This is a genomic window from Rhizobium tropici CIAT 899 (genome assembly GCF_000330885.1).
GTDB classification, from domain to species: Bacteria; Pseudomonadota; Alphaproteobacteria; order Rhizobiales; family Rhizobiaceae; genus Rhizobium; species Rhizobium tropici.
This window is the reverse complement of sequence record NC_020059.1, coordinates 2,935,529-2,953,758: the sequence shown is the minus strand read 5'-3', so window position 1 is coordinate 2,953,758 and position 18,230 is coordinate 2,935,529. Positions and strand designations below refer to the sequence as shown.

The following is an 18,230-nucleotide window of genomic DNA, read 5'->3' as shown; positions in this document are numbered from 1 at the left end:
AAGGAGAAAGGTCATGGAATTCGAAGAGGAGAATGCCGTTCTTGTGAATATGGCCGATATGGCATTGCTGTTCGGCCGCCTGCTGCTATCGCTGCTCTTTCTGGAAGAAGGCATCGAACTTGCCGGCAATCTCGACACCACATTGGCGGCCATGGCGAGGCTTGGCGTTTCGGCTCCCATCGCCATTGCCACCATCGTGCTACAGCTTGGCGCCGGCTTCGCCATCGCGTTCGGGCTGATGACTCGGCTGGCGGCATTTGGCCTTGGCCTGTTCTGCGTGCTGACGGCGCTGCTCTTTCACACCAACTTCGCCAGCCACAACGAATTGCTGCATTTCGAAAAGGACCTGGCGATCGCAGGCGGCATGTTCGCGCTGATCGTCGCAGGCGCCGGCAAGCTGTCGCTCGACATGCTCATCCGGCGTCACTGGAATACGAGGCTCGTGGCTTGAGCCCGCCGGTCGCCCGGTGAGCCGTACGGGCTGGATCGGCTCACCGGATTAGACCGTTCGCTTTCGAAAGTCAGGAGACTTTCTTGAAGCTTGGAAGCGTCGCGAAGAGTTCCACCGACTTCAGGCGTGCCTCGATGTCATGAATCGGCATCGATATGATGACTTCATCGGCTTCCGTATCCTTGATGAATTGCGAAAGCTTCGCCTCCGCTGTTGCCGGCGAACCGACTACGGCATAGCGCAGCGTATTTTCCACATTCAGCTTTTCCATCGGCGTCCAGAAATCGTCCATGTCGCGGCGCGGGCGCGGGAAGGGGCCGCGCACGTTACGGCGGAGATTGACGAATTGCTGCTGTGCGGAGGTGAAGTGATACTGCGCTTCTTCATCCGTCTCCGCCACCGCTCCCATCACGCCGACCATGACATAGGGCTTGTCGAGCGTGGCCGAAGGCGTGAAACGCTCGCGATAGATGGCGATGGCATCCATCAAGGCTTCCGGGGCGAAATGCGAAGCGAAAGCATAGGGCAAGCCCAGCATAGCGGCGAGGTGGGCGCTGTAGAGGCTGGAGCCGAGCAGCCAGATAGGGATATTGGCGCCATGGCCGGGAACGGCGAGGATGATCTGATTGTCGTCCGCGGGGCTGAAGAGGTGCTGCAGTTCGACGATATCCTGCGGAAAGCTCTGCGCGCCGGCATCTATATTGCGCCGCAGGGCCTGCGCCGTACGCATGTCGGTGCCCGGGGCGCGGCCGAGGCCGAGATCGACGCGGCCGGGAAACAGCGCCTCCAGCGTGCCGAATTGCTCGGCAATGACCAGCGGCGAGTGGTTCGGCAGCATGACGCCGCCCGAACCGATGCGGATGCGTGAGGTTGCCGCGCCGACATGGCCGATGACGACCGATGTCGCGGCGCTGGCGACACCCGGCATGCCGTGATGCTCGGCAAGCCAGAATCGGTTGTAGCCCAGTTCTTCCGCCTTCTGCGCCATGCACTTCGAACTCTCGAAGGATTGGCTGATGGTGCTGCCTTCGGCAACGGGCGAAAGATCGAGGATGGAAAAGGGGACCATGGCAAGAAACCTGCGTGGTGGAAGGGAGGGTTGCTTGCACATGTAGGAGCGCTGTCCGCCTATTCCAAACCCATCGCCGTAATTTCGTCACGATGTTTTCAGCGCGGCTTTGGCAACCGCAATCCGTGCCTTGTTTTTGTTTTGTTCACATTTTTCTGGCACATGTCGGGCCTGAAAGATAGGTTGGCTTATGCAGAATACGATTCGCATCATCGGCATCGATCCAGGCCTGCGCCGCACCGGCTGGGGTATCATCGATACGCTTGGCAATTCCCTGCGCTTCGTGGCGTCGGGAACGGTGACTTCGGATGGCGATATGGATCTCGCATCCCGCCTTTGCCAACTGCATGACGGGCTCGCTGACGTCGTCCACAGCTACAAGCCGGATGAGGCCGCCGTCGAACAGACCTTCGTCAACAAGGATGCTGTTGCGACTTTGAAGCTCGGCCAGGCGCGCGGCGTCGTCATGCTGGTGCCGGCACGCGCCGGCCTGCCAGTGTCGGAATATGCACCGAATGCGGTCAAGAAGGCCGTGATCGGCGTCGGTCATGGCGAGAAACAGCAGATCCATATGATGCTGAAAATCCTGATGCCGAAGGTGGAATTCAAGGGCAATGATGCAGCCGATGCGCTCGCCATTGCCGTCTGTCATGCCCATAACCGCGGTGCCAGCCGGCTGCGGCAGGCAGCATTGGCAGGATAGTTTGTTCTTGACTTGTTCCCGGTGGATCGCTAAGTATTACTGAAGAGGTATTACTATGCGCGTGACGGAAAAAGGTCAGGTGACCATCCCGAAGGAAATTCGAGACAGGCTGGGCATTGTCCCAGGTTCGGAGGTTGATTTCATCGCTTCCGGCGGCGGCGCTATGCTCGTCAAAATCGGGGAAGCGTCGGATCCAGCCATTCGCGATTTCGACGATTGGCTCGAGCGCGTCAGGGGCACCATTGACCTTGGTGGCATGACAACGGACGAATTTATGGAGTTTCTGAGAGGGCCGCGTGACGACATCGACCCTCATTGATACCAACATTTTCATCGATATCCTCGGCCCGGCTTCAGTTCAAAGGCAATGGTCGGCCAAACTCTTGAAACAATGTGTCAGTGAAGGCGATCTCGTCATCAGTCCGGTGGTGTGGTCAGAACTCGCTGCCTCTTCTTTGAGTGAAGAGGAATTGACGATCGCTTTGTCCTGGCTCGATATGAAGCGCGAGGCCATACCTTTCGAGGCGGCGTTTCGAGCCGGAAAAGCGCATCGCCTCTATCGGCTTGCCGGAGGACAACGGGAAAGAACACTTCCGGATTTCCTAATCGGTGCCCATGCCGAATGGCGAAGGCATAGGCTGCTGACGCGCGATGCCTCGCGCTATCGCTCCTACTTTCCCTCGCTCGACCTCATCACCCCAGAAACCCATCCCTGACGGACATCATCCATGATCGGCAAGCTGAAAGGCACAATCGAAGAGATCGGCGAGGACTATGTGCTCGTGGATGTGCACGGCGTCTGCTACGTCGCCTATTGTTCGGCTCGGACGCTGTCGAAGCTCGGTTCGGTTGGCGAGGCCTGTATTCTTTTCATCGAGACCTATGTTCGTGAAGACCAGATCCGGCTCTTCGGCTTCATGACGGCGCTGGAGCGCGAATGGTTCAACATCGTGCAGACGGTTCAGGGTGTCGGTGCGAAGGTGGCGCTGGCGCTGCTGTCGACGCTGACGCCCGCCGAGCTTGCCAATGCGATCGCCCTGCAGGATCGCGCCGCCGTCTCGCGGGCGCCGGGTGTCGGCCCCAAGGTCGCCATGCGCATCGTGACGGAACTGAAGAACAAGGCGCCGGCTTTTGCCGGCGACGCGGCCAATATCGCGCTCAAGCAGGAACTGGGCGAAGGCGTTGCTGCAGCACCCGTGGCCGATGCCGTTTCGGCGCTGACCAATCTCGGCTATTCCCGCGATCAGGCGGCCAATGCCATCGCCGCGGCGATGAAGGCGGCCGGCGAGGGCGCCGATAGCGCCAAGCTGATCCGGCTCGGCCTCAAGGAACTCGCGCGGTGAGGCTTTGCACCTTTCGCAATCCTGACTATTGTCGCAAAGCTGAGAAATCGGGCCTCGGCACTCCTTCGTCACAAAGTATTCTTGAGGCGGTGGATGTGATAACGCCGTCGGCGCAGGAGCCGCAAAACGCATACCGGGAATGGAACCTCTGACATGAGTGAAGCCGCACGTCTGATATCGCCGGAAAAGCGGGGCGAAGACATCGATGCGACGCTCAGGCCGCAATCGCTGGACGAATTTACCGGCCAGGCGGAAGCGCGCGCCAATCTGAAGGTCTTCATCGAGGCGGCCAAGGGGCGCGGCGAGGCGCTGGATCATGTGCTGTTCGTCGGTCCGCCCGGCCTCGGCAAGACGACATTGGCGCAGATCATGGCGAAGGAACTCGGCGTCAATTTTCGCTCGACGTCCGGCCCGGTCATCGCCAAGGCGGGCGATCTTGCGGCGCTGCTCACCAATCTCGAAGAGCGCGACGTGCTCTTCATCGACGAAATCCACCGTTTGAATCCGGCTGTCGAGGAAATCCTCTATCCGGCCATGGAGGATTTCCAGCTCGATCTGATCATCGGCGAAGGCCCGGCGGCGCGTTCGGTGAAGATCGATCTCGCCAAGTTCACTCTGGTCGCGGCCACGACCCGTCTCGGCCTGCTGACGACACCGCTGCGCGACCGTTTCGGTATTCCGGTACGTCTAAGTTTTTATACAGTCGAAGAGCTGGAGCTGATCGTCCGGCGTGGTGCGAGGCTGATGGGTCTTGGTATGACCGATGAAGGCGCGCGCGAGATTGCAAGACGCGCCCGCGGCACGCCACGCATCGCTGGCCGACTGCTGCGGCGCGTGCGCGATTTCGCTGAGGTCGCCAAGGTCGAAGCGGTGACGCGCGAGATTGCCGACGAGGCACTGACACGGCTTCTCGTCGACAATGTCGGCTTCGATCAGCTCGACAAGCGCTATCTCAACATGATCGCAGTCAATTTCGGCGGCGGCCCTGTCGGTATCGAGACCATCGCCGCTGGCCTTTCCGAGCCGCGCGACGCGATCGAGGATATTATCGAGCCCTATATGATCCAGCAGGGCTTCATTCAGCGTACGCCGCGCGGCCGTGTTTTGACCGCGATCGCCTGGAAACATCTCGGCCTGCAGCCGCCCAAAGACCTGGAGGCCGCGCAGTTCGGGTTGTTCCGGGAGGGCGATTGAATGCTTGGCCGTCGTGCCTTCCTGAAGCTTTTCGGCGGCAGCATATTCGGTTTGATGGCACTCGGGGGATATGCCCTCGGATACGAGCCGGTCGTTCGGCTGAATGTTACCCGCTACGCGCTGACACCGCCAGGATGGGCGCCTGGGCTGAAGCTCAGGATCGTCGCGCTTGCCGATTTCCATGCCTGTGAGCCGTGGATGAATGCCGAGCGCATCGCATCGATCTGTGCCCATGCCAATGAGCTTGGTGGCGACATCATCGTGCTGCTCGGCGATTACACATCGGGAACCGATCTCATTACCAACCGTGTCGATCATCGCATCTGGGCGGCTGAATTGGCGAAGCTGAAGGCGCCGCTCGGCGTCCACGCCATCATCGGCAATCACGACTGGTGGCACGACGCGACCGCCCAAAGGACTGGCCGTGGCCCGACGTTCAGCCATCGGGCATTGGAAGCTGTCGGCATCGAAGTCTATTCCAACCGAGTGGCGCGTCTGGAGAAGAATGGACAAGGCTTCTGGCTTGCCGGCGTCGAGGATCAGCTGGCCCTGCGTCGCAGCATGCGCTGGAAGAGGCCGCTTACCAAGGGGCTTGACGATCTCGGCGGCACGCTGGCGCAGATCGGTGACGACGCACCAGTCATCCTCATGGCCCATGAGCCCGATATCTTTCCTGCCGTTCCCCAGCGCGTGTCGCTCACTTTGTCGGGGCATACGCATGGCGGGCAGGTGAGGATTTTCGGCTGGTCGCCCTATTCACCTTCGCGCTACGGCGACCGGTATGTCTACGGTCATATCGTCGAGGAGGAACGCCATATCATTGTGTCGGGCGGCCTCGGCTGCTCTATCGCGCCAGTACGCTTCGGCGTTCCGCCGGAGATTCTGGTAATCGACCTGGGATAGAGGATCATGCCGAAGCGCAAACTCATCAGATTGAATGCCTACCGAACACGCTTCCAGATGCGCGTCGCAGGCCTCGGCTTTCGCGACGGCCATGTCCTGGTGCATCGAGCCGTACATGAGCCTTTCTGGACTTTTCCCGGCGGTCGCGCGGAGATCGGCGAGACCTCGGACGAGACATTGCAGCGGGAGATGATGGAGGAGCTCGGCGTTAACGTTACGGTCGGGCGCCTGCTGTGGTCGGTCGAGAATTTTTTCCATTACGAGCAGCTCGACTGGCACGAGCTCGGCCTCTACTATCTGATGAATATCCCTGCCGACTTTCCCTTCGACCCCGCGAAGATCGTGCATCGAATCCAGGATGGCGACAACGATCTGGAATTCAAATGGGTGCGAGCGACGCGCGAGGCGCTGGTTGCGCTCGACATCCCGCCCTATTTCATCGCCGAGGAAATCGAAAACCTGCCGCTGACGTTTCGTCATCTCGTCTGGCGGGATGGGGATCTCGACAAGGCTTAGGGGAGGCTTATGTCCGCTTTCGATCCGGTTCGCAGCTTTCGCAAGCTCGCCTATAACAATGCCTTGGCGAATGTCCGGCTTCATCGGGCTTGTGCGGCTCTGCTGCCGGGCGAATTCGAGGCCAAGCGTGTCAGCTTCTTTCCGTCGATCAAGGCAACGCTCAATCATATCCTGACGGTCGATTGGTTCTACGTCGATGCGCTGGAAGGCGGCACTCTGGGCCTCAAAGCCTTTGACATCGACGAGCCTTATGACCGGCTGGACGGGTTGAGCCGGGAGCAGGCCGACGTCGATCGCAGGCTGGTCGCTTTTTGTGAGGGGCTGACGCCGGAAACCGCGATGCGGATCATCGATATCCAACGCTACGGCCGCATCCAGCGGGAGAGGGCGGACGATGTGCTAAACCATCTGTTCCAGCATCAGACGCATCATCGCGGGCAGGTGCATGCCATACTGGCCGGAACCAGCGTCGCGCCGCCGCAGCTCGACGAGTTCATCGTTTCCGACGATGCGCGTTTCAGAGGCGAGGAATTGGCAGTGCTCGATTGGGACGAGACGAAGCTGATGCGCTGAAACCGGCTTGTCGAGGCGCCGATTTAGCCAGTGTCTCTATCGTTTGCTTGAGCAGGGAGGTTCCGCCAGCTTGCCATCCAAGCGCACGGATTTTCGCCGTATCCATGACAGAGACCGCGCCGAGCTCCGCAGGCTGCGGCAGCGCGTGCGGACAGCCTGTCGCGCTCTGTAGATGGCTAAGAATCTCGTGCGTGTCGGTGAGAATATCCGACAGGTTGAAGGCTTCACCGTCTATACGGCCGGCTTCCGTTTCCAGCAGAAGACGAACCGCACGGCCGACGTCCCGGCCGTGAACTTCGGTTCCGGCGCGCGACGGAACTGGCTTGCCGCTTAGATAGTCGTCGAACAGGTCATCCCATTTATTGGGGCGAAGGTCGCCATAAACGCCGGTTGCCCTGAGGCTCGCGGTGGCAAAGCCAGGCGTGGACAGAGAGAACAGCGCGTGCTCGGCATCACGTTTGATTTCACCATAGAGTGTGTTCGGCTTCGTACTCGCCTCGGTCAGTTCCTGTCCGACGATGCCATCGCCGTAGACGGCGCGCGAGGACAGAAAGATGCAGCGACGGATGCCGGCCTTTTTCGCCGTCTCGAACAGCTTGACCGTCCCGTTGAGATTGAGACGGCGAAAGCTTTCCGGATCTTCGCCCTCGCCACCGCGATACTTGGCGGCGACATGGTTGAAGGCCGCGTGCACGAAGAGATAGGCGTCGTCGAAAGCGCGGCTTTGATTTTCTGCCGGATCGAGGCTCAAAGGAACGAAGGAGACCGGATGCGAAAAAAAGCCTAATGGAGGCGGGCTGCGACCGCCGATCACAACCTTGTATCCGGCCGATAGCAACTCCTCGGCGATATATCGGCCGACGAGACCCGCTCCGCCTGAAATCAGTACTTTCATGCCGCCGCTTTCGGATTTGCGAGCGTGGCAATATCGGGCATGTTCTGACCGGAATGGAAGCTATGCCATAGCTCGATCAATGGCTTCAGCTGTTCGGCCTTTGGGTGATTTTGCTCCCAGGGCTTCTCATACTGGTAATGCAGGATCGAGACGCTGTTCCAGTTCCAGAGCTCGGGCATGCTGAACCATACATATTGCAGCATGTTCATAAAGACGGGCAGCCCGTGCCAATCCGGGAAAAAGGCCTCGAGAAAGGTCTGGTCGGTGCGCCGCCAGAAGACGTCGGGGCAATCGAGCCGTTCCAGCATGTGCCGAAAAGTCGCAAGCGACGGCTTGGCGACGAAGACGCCGGAATTCAGCCGGTGGAAATCGGCAAGGCTCTCGTAGACGTTCGGTGCTGCCGAAAATTCAGGGTAATCGAAGAGCCTATCGACGTTGCGCAGCACCAGCGCATCCGCATCGATGAAGACGCAGGTGTCGTATTCGATCAGCTGCCAGAGCCTGAGCTTGCAGAAATTGTCGAGCGGCGTGTGGAAGGAGGGCTTGCGGCCCTTGGTGAAGGGAGCCGCTGTGTGAAGATTGCCGCGGGCATGCCGCTCATTGAAGGCATCCGAAAGCGGAAGATGCTCAACTTCCACCAGCCGGCAGTCGAGCGCTGCCAATGGGGCAAGGTCGTTTTCACCAACCCCTTCCGTATGCAGCACGACGATATCGGCTTTGGTGCCGCTGTGGACGATCGAACGCGCCAGCGCCAGTGCGCCCATGGCGTAATCGGCATTCGTGACGAGCGTCACGAATGCCTGCCCGGCACGCGGCCGGCTCTGTGCACGCAGACCCTGCAGCAGTTCGCTTCCCGGCATCATGACACGGACTTCAGCCTCTTACCCTCGGGATCATGGTTGACCGTCGCGGCGAGGTCCTTGGTCCAGGCTGAGACGGCGGGGATGCGCGACCGATCGACGCGATAGGCATATTTCCTGGCGACATCGACGATTTCGCTAAGCAGGCCGGCTTCGAGCGTGATCGGCGCCAGGCCGAGATCGAGGAATTTCTCGTTCTTGACGATCAGGTCGTTTTCGGGCGCTTCCTTGCGCGGATTGGGCAGGCGCACGACTTCCGCACCGCTCATCTTGGCGATCATATCGGCAAGATCGCGCACGCGATGCGTTTCCGTCATCTGGTTGAAGATTTCGACGCGGGCGCCGCGAGCGGGCGGGTTCTTCAGCGCCAACTCGATGCAGCGCACCGAATCCTGGATATGGATGAAGGCGCGGGTCTGGCCACCGGTGCCGTGCACGGTCAAGGGATAGCCGATCGCCGCCTGGATGAGGAAGCGGTTGAGCACCGTGCCATAGTCGCCGTCATAATCGAACCGGTTGATCAGCTGCTCGTGCCGGCGCGTCTGCTCAGTATGCGTGCCCCAGACGATGCCCTGATGCAGGTCGGTGATCCTCAGCCCGTCATTCTTGGCATAGAATTGAAAGAGCAGCTGATCGAGGCACTTCGTCATGTGATAGATCGAGCCGGGATTGGCGGGGTAAAGAATCTCCTGGCTCGCCGTACGGCCATCGGTCGTCTCGATGCCGACGGGCAGATAGCCCTCGGGGATGGCAGCGCCGATCGTCGAATAGCCATAGACGCCCATCGTGCCGAGATGCACGAGATGCGCGTCGAGATTGAGGTCTACCAGCGCGTTCAGGAGGTTGTGCGTGGCGTTGACGTTGTTGTTGACCGTGTAGTTCTTGTGGCGGTCGCTCTTCATCGAATAGGGGGCGGCGCGCTGCTCGGCGAAATGGACGATGGCATCGGGGCGATGCTCGGACAGCCATTTTTTCAGAAGCTCATAGTCCCTGGCGAGATCGATCAGGTGGAAATGGATGCGACGGCCGGTTTCGGCGTGCCATATCCGGGTGCGTTCCTGGATGGAATCCATCGGCGTCAGCGACTGCACGCCTAGCTCGGTATCGATCCAGCGGCGGGAGAGATTGTCGAGGATATGGATCTCATGACCGGCGTCGGAGAGGTGAAGCGAGGTTGGCCAACCAATGAATCCGTCACCGCCCATAACCGCAATTTTCATAGGATCTTCCTTCTATGCCGATCCGCTAGCCGGCACGATTCCGGATAGTCGGAGTTTATGACAATTGTTCAAAGCTTGCTTGATGGCAGAACTTCGGCCAAAGAGATGCCGGACATTCAAGGAGATGCGGCAACGATGAACAGCCCCTTTCTGATAGCTGGGGAACTGGAAGCCGGAAGCCACCGGCTGGTGCAGCGAGTCTACTATGAGGATACGGATTTTTCCGGGCTCGTCTATCACGCGCGCTACCTGCATTTCCTTGAGCGGGGACGCACGGACTATCTGCGTTGTCTCGGAGTGGAACAGCGCGAACTTCTGAATGCGGATGAAGAGGGGTTGGTTTTCGTCGTCCATCGCATGGAGATCGATTTCAGGGGACCGGCTCGCATGGATGACCTGCTGACGATCCGCACAGCCACCGAAAAGGCCGGTGGTGCCAAGATGGTGCTGTCTCAGGAAATCCGGCGCGGCGAGACACTGCTGATTGCCGCGAAGGTCATCATTGCCGTGATCAATGCAAAGGGGCGTCCGCGCCGCCTGCCGGAGAAGCTTGCCGCGCAAATGCTCACGGCGTCGGAAAGTGGCGGGTAATCAATAACCTGGCATGCTCATCGCATCATGGCTGCCTTGCATAAGGATAGCGTGATCGACAAGAGGCGGCTTGCAATAACTTGAGTTTTATGTGAAGGAATTCGCCGCGCAAGCTTTGTCTGCGTTTGTCGCCGGTTTCGTCCGGTCAGTTCTTCTCTGGAGCGAGAATAACCTTCGTCGCCGTTAAATCCTTCATGTTTCGACGCTAACATTCTTTTAACCATAATAGTGTCTTACTGATTATGTCGGAGTTTGTGCGGTGCACGCCTTCCTTTGACCAAATTTGACGGCAAGAAGGCAGTTATAAGCTTGGAAGGCTTGACCAGGGCGTTCAGCGGCGGCTGCCAAACAATTCTTGTGAGATCACTTTTAGCCGCCCGGTCTAGCACCGGGCGTTTGGATTCGGGGATTTTGGATCAATGGAACAAGTAGCATTGGCAGCGGCCACCACACCGGACATCACCCTCTGGTCGCTCTTCATGCAGGCGGGCTTGGTCGTCAAGCTCGTCATGATCGGCCTGCTGGCAGCGTCCGTATGGACCTGGGCGATCGTCATCGACAAATATCTGAGCTACGCGCGAGCGCGGCGGCAGTTCGATCATTTCGAGCAGGTTTTCTGGTCCGGCCAGTCGCTCGAAGAGCTCTACCGCACGCTTTCGGAGCGTAACAATACGGGCCTTGGCGCCATTTTCGTCGCAGCGATGCGCGAATGGAAGAAATCGTTCGAGCGCGGCGCTCGCTCGCCGATCGGTCTGCAGATGCGTATCGACCGCGCCATGGACGTGACCCTCGCGCGTGAATCGGAACATCTGACGGCCCGTCTCGGATCGCTTGCGACCATCGGTTCCGCCGGCCCGTTCATCGGTCTCTTCGGTACGGTCGTCGGTATCATGACCTCGTTTCAGGCGATCGCCGGCTCGAAGTCCACCAACCTTGCGGTCGTCGCGCCGGGTATCGCCGAAGCGCTTCTGGCAACTGCGATCGGTCTGGTTGCCGCTATTCCGGCCGTTATCGCCTACAACAAGTTCTCGGCCGATGCCGGCAAGCTTTCGGGCCGCATGGAAGGCTTCGCGGATGAATTCTCCGCCATCCTTTCGCGCCAGATCGATGAAAAGCTGCAGCCGCGCCAGGCTGCGCAGTAAGTCGCGGACAGAACCGGAGTATTCACATGGGAATGTCTGTTGGAGGTAGTGGTGGCGGCGGTGGCCGCCGTGGCAGTCGTCGTGGCGGAGGCCGTGGTGGCCCGATTTCCGAGATTAACGTGACGCCGCTGGTCGACGTCATGCTCGTGCTCTTGATCATCTTCATGGTGGCGGCGCCGATGATGACGTCGGGCGTGCCGATCGACCTGCCGCAGACGCAGGCCGGCGCACTGAACGCCCAAACGCAGCCGATCACGATCTCGATCAAGGCCGATGGCCAGGTCTATATCGGCGAATCCGAAATTCAGGTCACCGAAATCGCGGACAAGCTGAAAGCGATCGCGACGACCGGCTATAGCGAACGCATCTTCGTCAAGGGCGATTCCAAGGCGCCTTACGGCGTTATCGCCGACGTCATGTCTCGCATTCAGGAGGCCGGTTACAAGAACATCGGCCTGGTTACGCAGCAGCAGACAACGGATCACTGACGAACCGACATGAAGCGCAGTATTGCCACATCTGCTGTCATTCACATCCTGGTGCTGATCGGCGCCATGGTGTCGCTGAGTGCGCCGGCGCCGCTGGAGACGCCGGAAAGCACGGCGATGGATGTCGATATCGTGACGGCGGATCAGCTGCAGCAGGGTGAGAAGAAGGCGCCGGTGACGGATCACGCCGCGCGCAAACCGACGACCAAACAGGACCAGGTCGCCAACGCCCAGAATACCGGCGAGAACAAGGTGGATATCAAGAACCCGGTCGTGCCGACGCAACGGCCGGAGAGCGAAACCGCGGCTCAAGCGCCGAAGAAGGTGGATACGCCTGTACCGCAGGACGATCCGAGGCCGAACGACGTCAAGACCATCGAGCAGAAGGAAACGGAAGCCGCCCCCAAGGAAGTGGCCGCCATTCCGCAGCAAAAACCTGACGTGACGCCGACCCCGAAGCCGGATCCCACGCCGCCGACCCCGAAGGCCGATGCAACGCCGACGCCGCCAACGCCGCAGCCGACGGAACAAGCCGAAATTCAGCTGCCAAACAACGTCCCCGTGCCGGATGTGAAGCCGCAGCCGACGCCGCCGAAGGCTGCCGAGCAGAAGCCGGAGGTCAAGCCGACGCCAAAGCCGGATGTGAAGGTCGCCGACGCAAAGCCGACGGACAAGACGACGACGCAAAGCACGAGCAAGAATACCTCGGCTGACGACGGAAAGAAGGACGCTGACAAGAAACGTCAGACCCCGAAGGCCTCCAGCAAGGGCCTTGACGATGGTCTTGCCGATCAGATCAACGATCTTCTCAACAACACCTCGTCGAAGGGCGGTGCGAAGCGCTCGTCGCAGCAGGCTTCCGCCGGCGCCGATACCCAGGTCGCTTCGCTTGGCGGCAAGAAGTCGCTGGGTGCCGGCAAGCTCAGCCAGAGCCAGCAGGATGGCCTGCGCGATCTGATCCAGAAATACTGGAACCTCCCGCCTGGTCTTGAAGGCGCCGGCGACGTGCGAATCAAGGTGCACTTCAAGCTCGACAAATCCGGGCAGATCGTCGGTCAGCCGGAAGCGACGACCAACGGGGGACCGGCTTCGACACAAGGTGCCATGCAGTCCGCCGCTGTACGCGCGGTCCTTCGCGCGCAATCGGAGTTCATGTCGATTCTTCCGGCGGACAAATATGAGGACTGGCAGGAAGTCGTCGTCAATTTCAGTGCAGCGGATCTGGGGATGTGATGCGGGGAGCGCGGCTTTTGACGAACCACTGTCTCCGTCTCGGCATGAGCTTGCTTGTGGCCTTGGGCGTGATGTTGGCTGGTTCCGTGTCGGTGCAGGCTGCAAGCGCTACGCAGCAGCCTGGAAACTCGACTGGGGATCACATCCGCGAGGACGTCGCGAAGTATTGGAACTTTCCTCCGGGGCTCGAGGGAGCGAGAGATGTCCGCGTCCGGGTGCATCTCAAGCTCAGCCGAAGCGGAGAGATTGTGGGCGAGCCGAAGGTCACCGTGACCGGTGGCCCCAAGGCGACGCAGCAAGCCATGGCGGCAGCCGCAATGCGAGCTGTGCTTCGGGCTGCCCCGTTTAAGAACCTGCCAATAGATCAATATGACACCTGGAAAGAAGTTAGCCTTAACTTCGCACCGGCTCTGTGACGAATTAATGCTGAAAGGCTTGGCACATATGATCAGAAAATCCTTCGTCCGCCTCCTGGTGGTGCTAGCAGGCCTGATGGCTGTGGCATCCACTCCGGCCTATGCCGTGGTCGAGCTCAATATCAACAAGGGCAACGTCCAGCCCATGCCGATCGCTATCACCGACCTTCTGTCGAATGATACGCTCGGCCCGCAGATCTCGAGCGTCATCGCCGCCGATCTGCAGCGCTCGGGATTGTTCGCTCCGATCAACAAGCAGGCTTTCATCGAGAAGATTACCAATCCGGATTCGACCCCGCGCTTCCAGGACTGGACCTCGATCAATGCGCAGGCTCTGGTGACTGGCCGCGTGACGCAGGAAGGCGGCCGCCTTCGTGCCGAATTCCGCCTCTGGGATACGTTCGGCAACAGCCAGATGATCGGTCAGCAGTTCTTTGCCCAGCCGGATAACTGGCGCCGTGTCGCGCACATCATCGCTGATGCGATCTATCAGAAGATTACCGGCGAAAAGGGCTATTTCGATACCCGCGTCGTTTTCGTCGCCGAAAGCGGCCCGAAGACGGCCCGCAAGACACAGCTCGGTATCATGGACCAGGACGGCGCTAACGCGCGCATGCTGACCGACGGCAGCGACCTGGTATTGACGCCGCGCTTCTCGCCTAATCGCCAGGAAGTGACCTACATGTCCTTCGCCAACCAGCAGCCGCGCGTCTATCTGCTGCAGCTGCAGACGGGCCAGCGCGAACTGGTGGGCAATTTTCCGGGCATGACCTTCTCGCCGCGCTTCTCGCCGGACGGGCAGCGCGTCATCATGAGTCTTCAGCAGGAAGGCAACGCCAATATCTACACGATGGATCTGCGTTCGCGTACCACGACCCGTCTGACGTCTACGGCCGCGATCGATACCTCGCCATCCTATTCGCCCGATGGCACGCAGGTTGCATTCGAAAGCGACCGCGGTGGGCAGCCGCAAATCTATGTCATGAATGCCGACGGCTCCAACCAGCGCCGCATCTCCTTCGGTAATGGCTCCTACTCCACGCCGGTCTGGTCGCCGCGCGGCGATCTGATCGCCTTCACCAAACGGGCCGGCGGCAACTTTTCCATCGGCGTCATGAAGCCGGACGGTTCCGGCGAGCGAATCCTCACCTCCGGCTCCTACAGCGAAGGACCGACCTGGGCGCCGAACGGCCGCGTCATCATGTTCTTCCGCGCGCCGTCGGGTGCGAGCGGACCGCAAATTTATTCGATCGATCTGACCGGTTATAACGAGCAGAAGATCCCGACCCCTGGCTTCGCTTCCGACCCGGCATGGTCGCCGCTGCTCGAGTAGCGGGAAGGGCCGCCACGTTATCGCCGCAAAGTCCTGTGAGTGGACCATTTGGCGACAATTTTAGGACATCATTAACCATACTTGTTGGAATCCGATTAACCGAACCCGGTTACAGTCTGGCAACCCTGATAGAGACTTAAGGAGAGACCGGCCATGAGCCGCACCGCAACCCAGGCCGTTGGCCATATGCAGAACCTCGCCCGCAACCCGATCATGATCGCGCTTTTCGTTGGCCTTTCTCTGGCCGGCTGCGCTTCCAAGAAGGGTCTGCCGAACGATGCCAACGGTCTTGGCCTGAACGGTGCCGGCAATGCCACTCCGGGCTCGCCGCAGGACTTCACGGTCAATGTCGGCGACCGTATCTTCTTCGTTGTCGACAGCTCCTCCATCAGCTCCGAAGCAGCACAGACGCTCGATCGTCAGGCTCAGTGGCTCGCCCGTTATCCGAACTATTCCATCACGGTCGAAGGTCATGCCGACGAGACCGGCACCCGCGAGTACAACCTTGCTCTCGGCGCGCGCCGCGCTGCCGCCGCGAAAAGCTATCTCGCTTCGCGTGGTGTCCCGGCGAACCGTATGAAGACGATTTCGTATGGCAAGGAGCGCCCGGTCGCTACCTGCGACAACGAGTCCTGCTGGTCGCAGAACCGCCGCGCCGTCACCGTGCTCAACGGCGCCGGCTCCTGATCGTCAAAGACCAATCGGAATGCAAAAGGCGGCCTCGTGCCGCCTTTACTTTTTTGACCACACTTTGGCCGAACTCCGTTGCTTTTTGAGAGCAATTGTAAAAATCTCCTGTTCGAGCCCTCCGGCCCGAAGAATCAATAGGACAGGACGATCCATATGAGAAAACTTGTCGTGGCGAGCATGCTTTGTCTCGCTGCCATCGTGGGTAGCGAGCGCGATGCTTCTGCCTTGTCGTTGTTTGGAATGCATCTCGGAGGCCGCGATGCCTCCGCGCAGGCGGCTCCCGGCAACGCAGATCAAAGACAAGCGCAATACGGCCAGGCACCTGTCATCAACGTTCAAAACAGCGATGCGGAAATGCGCCTTCAGCAGCTCGAAGACCAGATGCGCCAGCTGAACGGCCGCGTCGAGGAGATGAGCTACCAGCTTCTCCAGATGCAGGAGCAGATCCGCAAGGCGCAGGAGGACAACGAATTCCGCTTCCAGCAGCTGGAAAAGCGCGGCGGCGGTAGCAGCGCGCCCGCATCGGGCGGCACGATGAAGAAGAGCGAGGCCGACGCGCCTGCGCAAGGCGGCGTCAAGCAGGACGATATTGCCGGCGTTATCAGCAACTCGCAGAATGGAAACACCACCGGTGCACGCGGCGCCGGCGCTGGCAAGCCGCCGGGCGAGCTTGGCTCTATCCAGTTCGACCAGGGCGGCGACCAGATCGGCTCCTCGATTACAGGGGCCAACAACGGTTCGGGTGCGCCGCCAAGTGCAGGTTCCGGCTCGCAGACGGCATCGCTCGGCAGCGAGAACGATCAATACAAGGCTGCCTACGGCCACGTCCTGTCCGGCGACTATAGCGTCGCCGAACAGGAATTCCGCCAATATCTCGACAGCTATCCCAGCAGCTCGCGGGCGGCCGATGCGAATTTCTGGCTCGGCGAAGCGCTTTATTCGCAGGGCAAGTACAATGATGCTGCCAAGACTTTCCTGAATGCTCATCAGAAATATAGCACTTCGGAAAAGGCGCCGGAAATGCTCCTGAAGCTCGGCATGTCCCTGGCCGCTCTCGACAACAAGGATACCGCCTGCGCCACGCTTCGCGAGGTCACCAAGCGTTATCCGAAGGCCTCCAAGGCTGTGACCGGCAAGGTTGCCAGCGAACAGAAGCGGCTTGCCTGCTGACCGCCATGTCCATTGACGCTGTGACCGGCGATGCCACAGCCATTACGCCTGAAGCCGCAACCAGCGAATTTCTGCATTCTCTCTCGAAGCCTGCTCATATTCTCGTCGCCGTTTCGGGCGGCAGCGATTCCACCGGGCTTCTGATTGCCCTTGCCGAGCGGCTGAAATCCCATCCTCACGACGATATTACCCTTACCGCAGCAACGATCGACCATGGCTTGCGTGCCGCATCAGCGGGCGAAGCGCGAGAAGTCGCTGCATTCTGCGCCTCGCGCGGTATTTCGCATTTTATCCGTCGCTGGGAGGGGGAAAAGCCCGGAACCGGCATCATGGCCGCAGCACGTGAAGCGCGTTATGCGCTGCTTGCGGAGCTCGCCTCCGAGATTTCGGCCGATGCGATCGTAACCGCTCATACGTGGGACGATCAGCGCGAGACGATTGCCATGCGCGGCGCGCGGCGGGGGCAGGGCGGTTATGGCACAGGCATCGCCGATGCGGTTCTGTTCGATCGGCGTATCTGGGTTGTCAGGCCGTTTCTCGCCTGCCGGCGGGCTGAAATCAGGACCTATCTCGAGACGCGCGATGTGTCCTGGCTCGACGACCCCAGCAACGAGGATGCGCGATACGAGCGCGTACGCACCCGTATGGAGCTTGCAAGAGAGCCGGTGGCCGAAATGCCGGCTGATGGTGGCGCCGATCGCGCCGCGCTTTCCGAGCGGGCTGCAGTGTGGCTGGACGAGCATGTCGCAATCCACGCGGGTGCGCTCTGCGCCGTTGCGCGGCCCGGTCTTTCCGCTGATGCAGCGGTCGTTGCCTATGCCCTGTCTTATCTTGCCGCCATCTTCGGTGGCAGTTCCTATCCGCCGGGGCGTGCGCAAATGGAGCGTGTTCTCGAATTTGTGAACGGGGCGAACCTCGGTCGGCGCACGGCGGGAGGGGTGATCTTCGACCTTCGTCGCGATGCGCTCTATCTTATGCGGGAGAGCCGCAATATCGCTCCGGTTTCGGTCCTGCCTGGTGAAAAAGTCAATTGGGATGGCCGCTTTGAAATAGAGAATTTCGGCCCGACCGCAGTCCGCGTCAGCGCTCCGGGAGTGGGAAATACGACGATTTTTCCGGCAAATCTGCCGGGAGGCGTGGTGAAACGCGCTCAGGCGGCGATGCCGTCGATCGTGCCGGAAGGAGGGGACAAGGCGGCGAGCGTCGCGCTTCTACCCCGTCTCGCGCCCTTCGACCGCTTTTTGACACGATTTGATCTCACATTTGCCAATAGCCTCTCGGTCGCTTTCGGGCGTGAAGCCTATAGGAGGCTGCCGATTTCGGCCCTATAGACGGAAAAAACATGCGGCGATGCGGTTTGCCTTGGCAAGGGCTTGGCGCAACCCTATGTTAGGGATCAAGTAATACCGCCGCTTGACGGCGGGAGTTTCAGTGCTGGGG

The 18,230-nt window shown here is 60.1% G+C and carries 21 protein-coding genes; 17 read left to right on the top strand and 4 right to left on the bottom strand.

The window, feature by feature from the left end; all coding sequences use genetic code 11:
• The first annotated feature begins 13 nt into the window (after positions 1 to 13).
• Positions 14 to 451, top strand: a complete 438-nt coding sequence (locus RTCIAT899_RS14560) for a DoxX family protein (protein ID WP_015340998.1) — start codon at positions 14 to 16, stop codon at positions 449 to 451.
• 70 nt (positions 452 to 521) lie between these two features.
• Here the strand turns inward: RTCIAT899_RS14560 and RTCIAT899_RS14555 are convergent, their stop codons facing one another.
• Positions 522 to 1,520 carry an LLM class flavin-dependent oxidoreductase gene (locus RTCIAT899_RS14555; RefSeq protein ID WP_015340997.1) on the bottom strand — a complete coding sequence of 333 codons (999 nt, stop codon included), beginning with the start codon at positions 1,518 to 1,520 and terminating at the stop codon, positions 522 to 524.
• A gap of 190 nt (positions 1,521 to 1,710) precedes the next feature.
• Between RTCIAT899_RS14555 and ruvC the strand changes: the two genes are divergently transcribed.
• From ruvC to RTCIAT899_RS14515, 8 genes are all read left to right on the top strand, one after another.
• Positions 1,711 to 2,223, top strand: a complete 513-nt coding sequence (ruvC, locus tag RTCIAT899_RS14550; RefSeq protein WP_015340996.1) for a crossover junction endodeoxyribonuclease RuvC — start codon at positions 1,711 to 1,713, stop codon at positions 2,221 to 2,223.
• A gap of 55 nt (positions 2,224 to 2,278) precedes the next feature.
• Positions 2,279 to 2,542: an AbrB/MazE/SpoVT family DNA-binding domain-containing protein gene (locus tag RTCIAT899_RS14545; RefSeq protein WP_015340995.1), complete on the top strand. Its 264-nt coding sequence runs from the start codon at positions 2,279 to 2,281 to the stop codon at positions 2,540 to 2,542.
• Positions 2,520 to 2,939, top strand: a complete 420-nt coding sequence (locus tag RTCIAT899_RS14540; RefSeq protein WP_015340994.1) for a type II toxin-antitoxin system VapC family toxin — start codon at positions 2,520 to 2,522, stop codon at positions 2,937 to 2,939. The genes RTCIAT899_RS14545 and RTCIAT899_RS14540 overlap by 23 nt, the downstream gene beginning before the upstream one ends.
• 12 nt (positions 2,940 to 2,951) lie before the next feature.
• Positions 2,952 to 3,566: a Holliday junction branch migration protein RuvA gene (gene ruvA / locus RTCIAT899_RS14535; protein ID WP_015340993.1), complete on the top strand. Its 615-nt coding sequence runs from the start codon at positions 2,952 to 2,954 to the stop codon at positions 3,564 to 3,566.
• Positions 3,567 to 3,719: 153 nt separating this feature from the next.
• Positions 3,720 to 4,760 carry a Holliday junction branch migration DNA helicase RuvB gene (ruvB, locus tag RTCIAT899_RS14530; protein WP_015340992.1) on the top strand — a complete coding sequence of 347 codons (1,041 nt, stop codon included), beginning with the start codon at positions 3,720 to 3,722 and terminating at the stop codon, positions 4,758 to 4,760.
• Entirely contained in the window at positions 4,761 to 5,663 is a 903-nt protein-coding gene (locus RTCIAT899_RS14525; RefSeq protein WP_015340991.1) for a metallophosphoesterase, read from the top strand.
• A gap of 6 nt (positions 5,664 to 5,669) precedes the next feature.
• On the top strand, positions 5,670 to 6,179 hold the full coding sequence (locus tag RTCIAT899_RS14520) for an NUDIX hydrolase (RefSeq protein ID WP_184462042.1): 510 nt from the start codon (positions 5,670 to 5,672) through the stop codon (positions 6,177 to 6,179).
• A gap of 9 nt (positions 6,180 to 6,188) precedes the next feature.
• Positions 6,189 to 6,752 (top strand): DinB family protein, encoded by a 564-nt coding sequence (locus RTCIAT899_RS14515; protein ID WP_041677651.1) that lies wholly within the window; start codon positions 6,189 to 6,191, stop codon positions 6,750 to 6,752.
• Here the strand turns inward: RTCIAT899_RS14515 and RTCIAT899_RS14510 are convergent.
• Genes RTCIAT899_RS14510 through RTCIAT899_RS14500 form a run of 3 tightly spaced genes read right to left on the bottom strand, consistent with a single transcriptional unit; the run spans position 6,697 to position 9,727 of the window.
• Positions 6,697 to 7,647 (bottom strand): NAD-dependent epimerase/dehydratase family protein, encoded by a 951-nt coding sequence (locus RTCIAT899_RS14510; RefSeq protein ID WP_015340989.1) that lies wholly within the window; start codon positions 7,645 to 7,647, stop codon positions 6,697 to 6,699. The genes RTCIAT899_RS14515 and RTCIAT899_RS14510 overlap by 56 nt on opposite strands.
• Complete coding sequence (locus tag RTCIAT899_RS14505; RefSeq protein ID WP_051043279.1) at positions 7,644 to 8,507, bottom strand: glycosyltransferase; 864 nt, start codon at positions 8,505 to 8,507, stop codon at positions 7,644 to 7,646. Before RTCIAT899_RS14505 ends, RTCIAT899_RS14510 begins: the two co-directional genes overlap by 4 nt.
• Entirely contained in the window at positions 8,507 to 9,727 is a 1,221-nt protein-coding gene (locus tag RTCIAT899_RS14500; RefSeq protein ID WP_015340987.1) for an NAD-dependent epimerase/dehydratase family protein, read from the bottom strand. Before RTCIAT899_RS14500 ends, RTCIAT899_RS14505 begins: the two co-directional genes overlap by 1 nt.
• Positions 9,728 to 9,862: 135 nt before the next feature.
• Here RTCIAT899_RS14500 and ybgC point away from each other — a divergent pair, with 135 nt between their 5' ends.
• The 8 genes from ybgC to tilS all read left to right on the top strand — a co-directional run bounded on the left by ybgC (position 9,863) and on the right by tilS (position 18,121).
• A complete protein-coding gene (ybgC, locus tag RTCIAT899_RS14495; protein ID WP_015340986.1) occupies positions 9,863 to 10,318 on the top strand; it encodes a tol-pal system-associated acyl-CoA thioesterase in 456 nt (151 codons plus the stop codon).
• A gap of 419 nt (positions 10,319 to 10,737) precedes the next feature.
• Positions 10,738 to 11,460: a protein TolQ gene (gene tolQ, locus RTCIAT899_RS14490; protein ID WP_041677650.1), complete on the top strand. Its 723-nt coding sequence runs from the start codon at positions 10,738 to 10,740 to the stop codon at positions 11,458 to 11,460.
• A 26-nt stretch (positions 11,461 to 11,486) separates the two neighbouring features.
• The gene (tolR, locus tag RTCIAT899_RS14485) at positions 11,487 to 11,948 is read left to right on the top strand and encodes a protein TolR (RefSeq protein ID WP_015340984.1); all 462 of its coding nucleotides are present in this window, start codon (positions 11,487 to 11,489) and stop codon (positions 11,946 to 11,948) included.
• 9 nt (positions 11,949 to 11,957) lie between these two features.
• Positions 11,958 to 13,181 carry a hypothetical protein gene (locus tag RTCIAT899_RS14480; RefSeq protein ID WP_015340983.1) on the top strand — a complete coding sequence of 408 codons (1,224 nt, stop codon included), beginning with the start codon at positions 11,958 to 11,960 and terminating at the stop codon, positions 13,179 to 13,181.
• Positions 13,182 to 13,604: 423 nt separating this feature from the next.
• Positions 13,605 to 14,930 (top strand): Tol-Pal system beta propeller repeat protein TolB, encoded by a 1,326-nt coding sequence (tolB, locus tag RTCIAT899_RS14470; RefSeq protein ID WP_376766881.1) that lies wholly within the window; start codon positions 13,605 to 13,607, stop codon positions 14,928 to 14,930.
• A 153-nt stretch (positions 14,931 to 15,083) separates the two neighbouring features.
• Positions 15,084 to 15,617, top strand: a complete 534-nt coding sequence (pal, locus tag RTCIAT899_RS14465) for a peptidoglycan-associated lipoprotein Pal (protein WP_015340980.1) — start codon at positions 15,084 to 15,086, stop codon at positions 15,615 to 15,617.
• A gap of 156 nt (positions 15,618 to 15,773) precedes the next feature.
• Complete coding sequence (ybgF, locus tag RTCIAT899_RS14460) at positions 15,774 to 16,790, top strand: tol-pal system protein YbgF (protein ID WP_015340979.1); 1,017 nt, start codon at positions 15,774 to 15,776, stop codon at positions 16,788 to 16,790.
• Positions 16,791 to 16,795: 5 nt separating this feature from the next.
• Positions 16,796 to 18,121, top strand: a complete 1,326-nt coding sequence (gene tilS, locus RTCIAT899_RS14455; RefSeq protein WP_015340978.1) for a tRNA lysidine(34) synthetase TilS — start codon at positions 16,796 to 16,798, stop codon at positions 18,119 to 18,121.
• The last annotated feature ends 109 nt before the right edge of the window (positions 18,122 to 18,230 follow it).

What these genes read in the sequence shown, in the direction of transcription:
- RTCIAT899_RS14525 (WP_015340991.1), top strand. Translation starts at nt 4,761, where the DNA reads ATGCTTGGCCGTCGTGCCTTCCTGAAGCTTTTCGGCGGCAGCATATTC.
- RTCIAT899_RS14500 (WP_015340987.1), bottom strand. Translation starts at nt 9,727, where the DNA reads ATGAAAATTGCGGTTATGGGCGGTGACGGATTCATTGGTTGGCCAACC.
- RTCIAT899_RS14545 (WP_015340995.1), top strand. Translation starts at nt 2,279, where the DNA reads ATGCGCGTGACGGAAAAAGGTCAGGTGACCATCCCGAAGGAAATTCGA.
- RTCIAT899_RS14505 (WP_051043279.1), bottom strand. Translation starts at nt 8,507, where the DNA reads ATGCCGGGAAGCGAACTGCTGCAGGGTCTGCGTGCACAGAGCCGGCCG.
- tilS (WP_015340978.1), top strand. Translation starts at nt 16,796, where the DNA reads ATGTCCATTGACGCTGTGACCGGCGATGCCACAGCCATTACGCCTGAA.
- tolR (WP_015340984.1), top strand. Translation starts at nt 11,487, where the DNA reads ATGGGAATGTCTGTTGGAGGTAGTGGTGGCGGCGGTGGCCGCCGTGGC.
- RTCIAT899_RS14520 (WP_184462042.1), top strand. Translation starts at nt 5,670, where the DNA reads ATGCCGAAGCGCAAACTCATCAGATTGAATGCCTACCGAACACGCTTC.
- RTCIAT899_RS14480 (WP_015340983.1), top strand. Translation starts at nt 11,958, where the DNA reads ATGAAGCGCAGTATTGCCACATCTGCTGTCATTCACATCCTGGTGCTG.
- RTCIAT899_RS14555 (WP_015340997.1), bottom strand. Translation starts at nt 1,520, where the DNA reads ATGGTCCCCTTTTCCATCCTCGATCTTTCGCCCGTTGCCGAAGGCAGC.
- RTCIAT899_RS14515 (WP_041677651.1), top strand. Translation starts at nt 6,189, where the DNA reads ATGTCCGCTTTCGATCCGGTTCGCAGCTTTCGCAAGCTCGCCTATAAC.
- ybgF (WP_015340979.1), top strand. Translation starts at nt 15,774, where the DNA reads ATGAGAAAACTTGTCGTGGCGAGCATGCTTTGTCTCGCTGCCATCGTG.
- tolB (WP_376766881.1), top strand. Translation starts at nt 13,605, where the DNA reads ATGCTGAAAGGCTTGGCACATATGATCAGAAAATCCTTCGTCCGCCTC.
- ruvA (WP_015340993.1), top strand. Translation starts at nt 2,952, where the DNA reads ATGATCGGCAAGCTGAAAGGCACAATCGAAGAGATCGGCGAGGACTAT.
- RTCIAT899_RS14510 (WP_015340989.1), bottom strand. Translation starts at nt 7,647, where the DNA reads ATGAAAGTACTGATTTCAGGCGGAGCGGGTCTCGTCGGCCGATATATC.
- pal (WP_015340980.1), top strand. Translation starts at nt 15,084, where the DNA reads ATGAGCCGCACCGCAACCCAGGCCGTTGGCCATATGCAGAACCTCGCC.
- ybgC (WP_015340986.1), top strand. Translation starts at nt 9,863, where the DNA reads ATGAACAGCCCCTTTCTGATAGCTGGGGAACTGGAAGCCGGAAGCCAC.
- ruvB (WP_015340992.1), top strand. Translation starts at nt 3,720, where the DNA reads ATGAGTGAAGCCGCACGTCTGATATCGCCGGAAAAGCGGGGCGAAGAC.
- ruvC (WP_015340996.1), top strand. Translation starts at nt 1,711, where the DNA reads ATGCAGAATACGATTCGCATCATCGGCATCGATCCAGGCCTGCGCCGC.
- RTCIAT899_RS14560 (WP_015340998.1), top strand. Translation starts at nt 14, where the DNA reads ATGGAATTCGAAGAGGAGAATGCCGTTCTTGTGAATATGGCCGATATG.
- tolQ (WP_041677650.1), top strand. Translation starts at nt 10,738, where the DNA reads ATGGAACAAGTAGCATTGGCAGCGGCCACCACACCGGACATCACCCTC.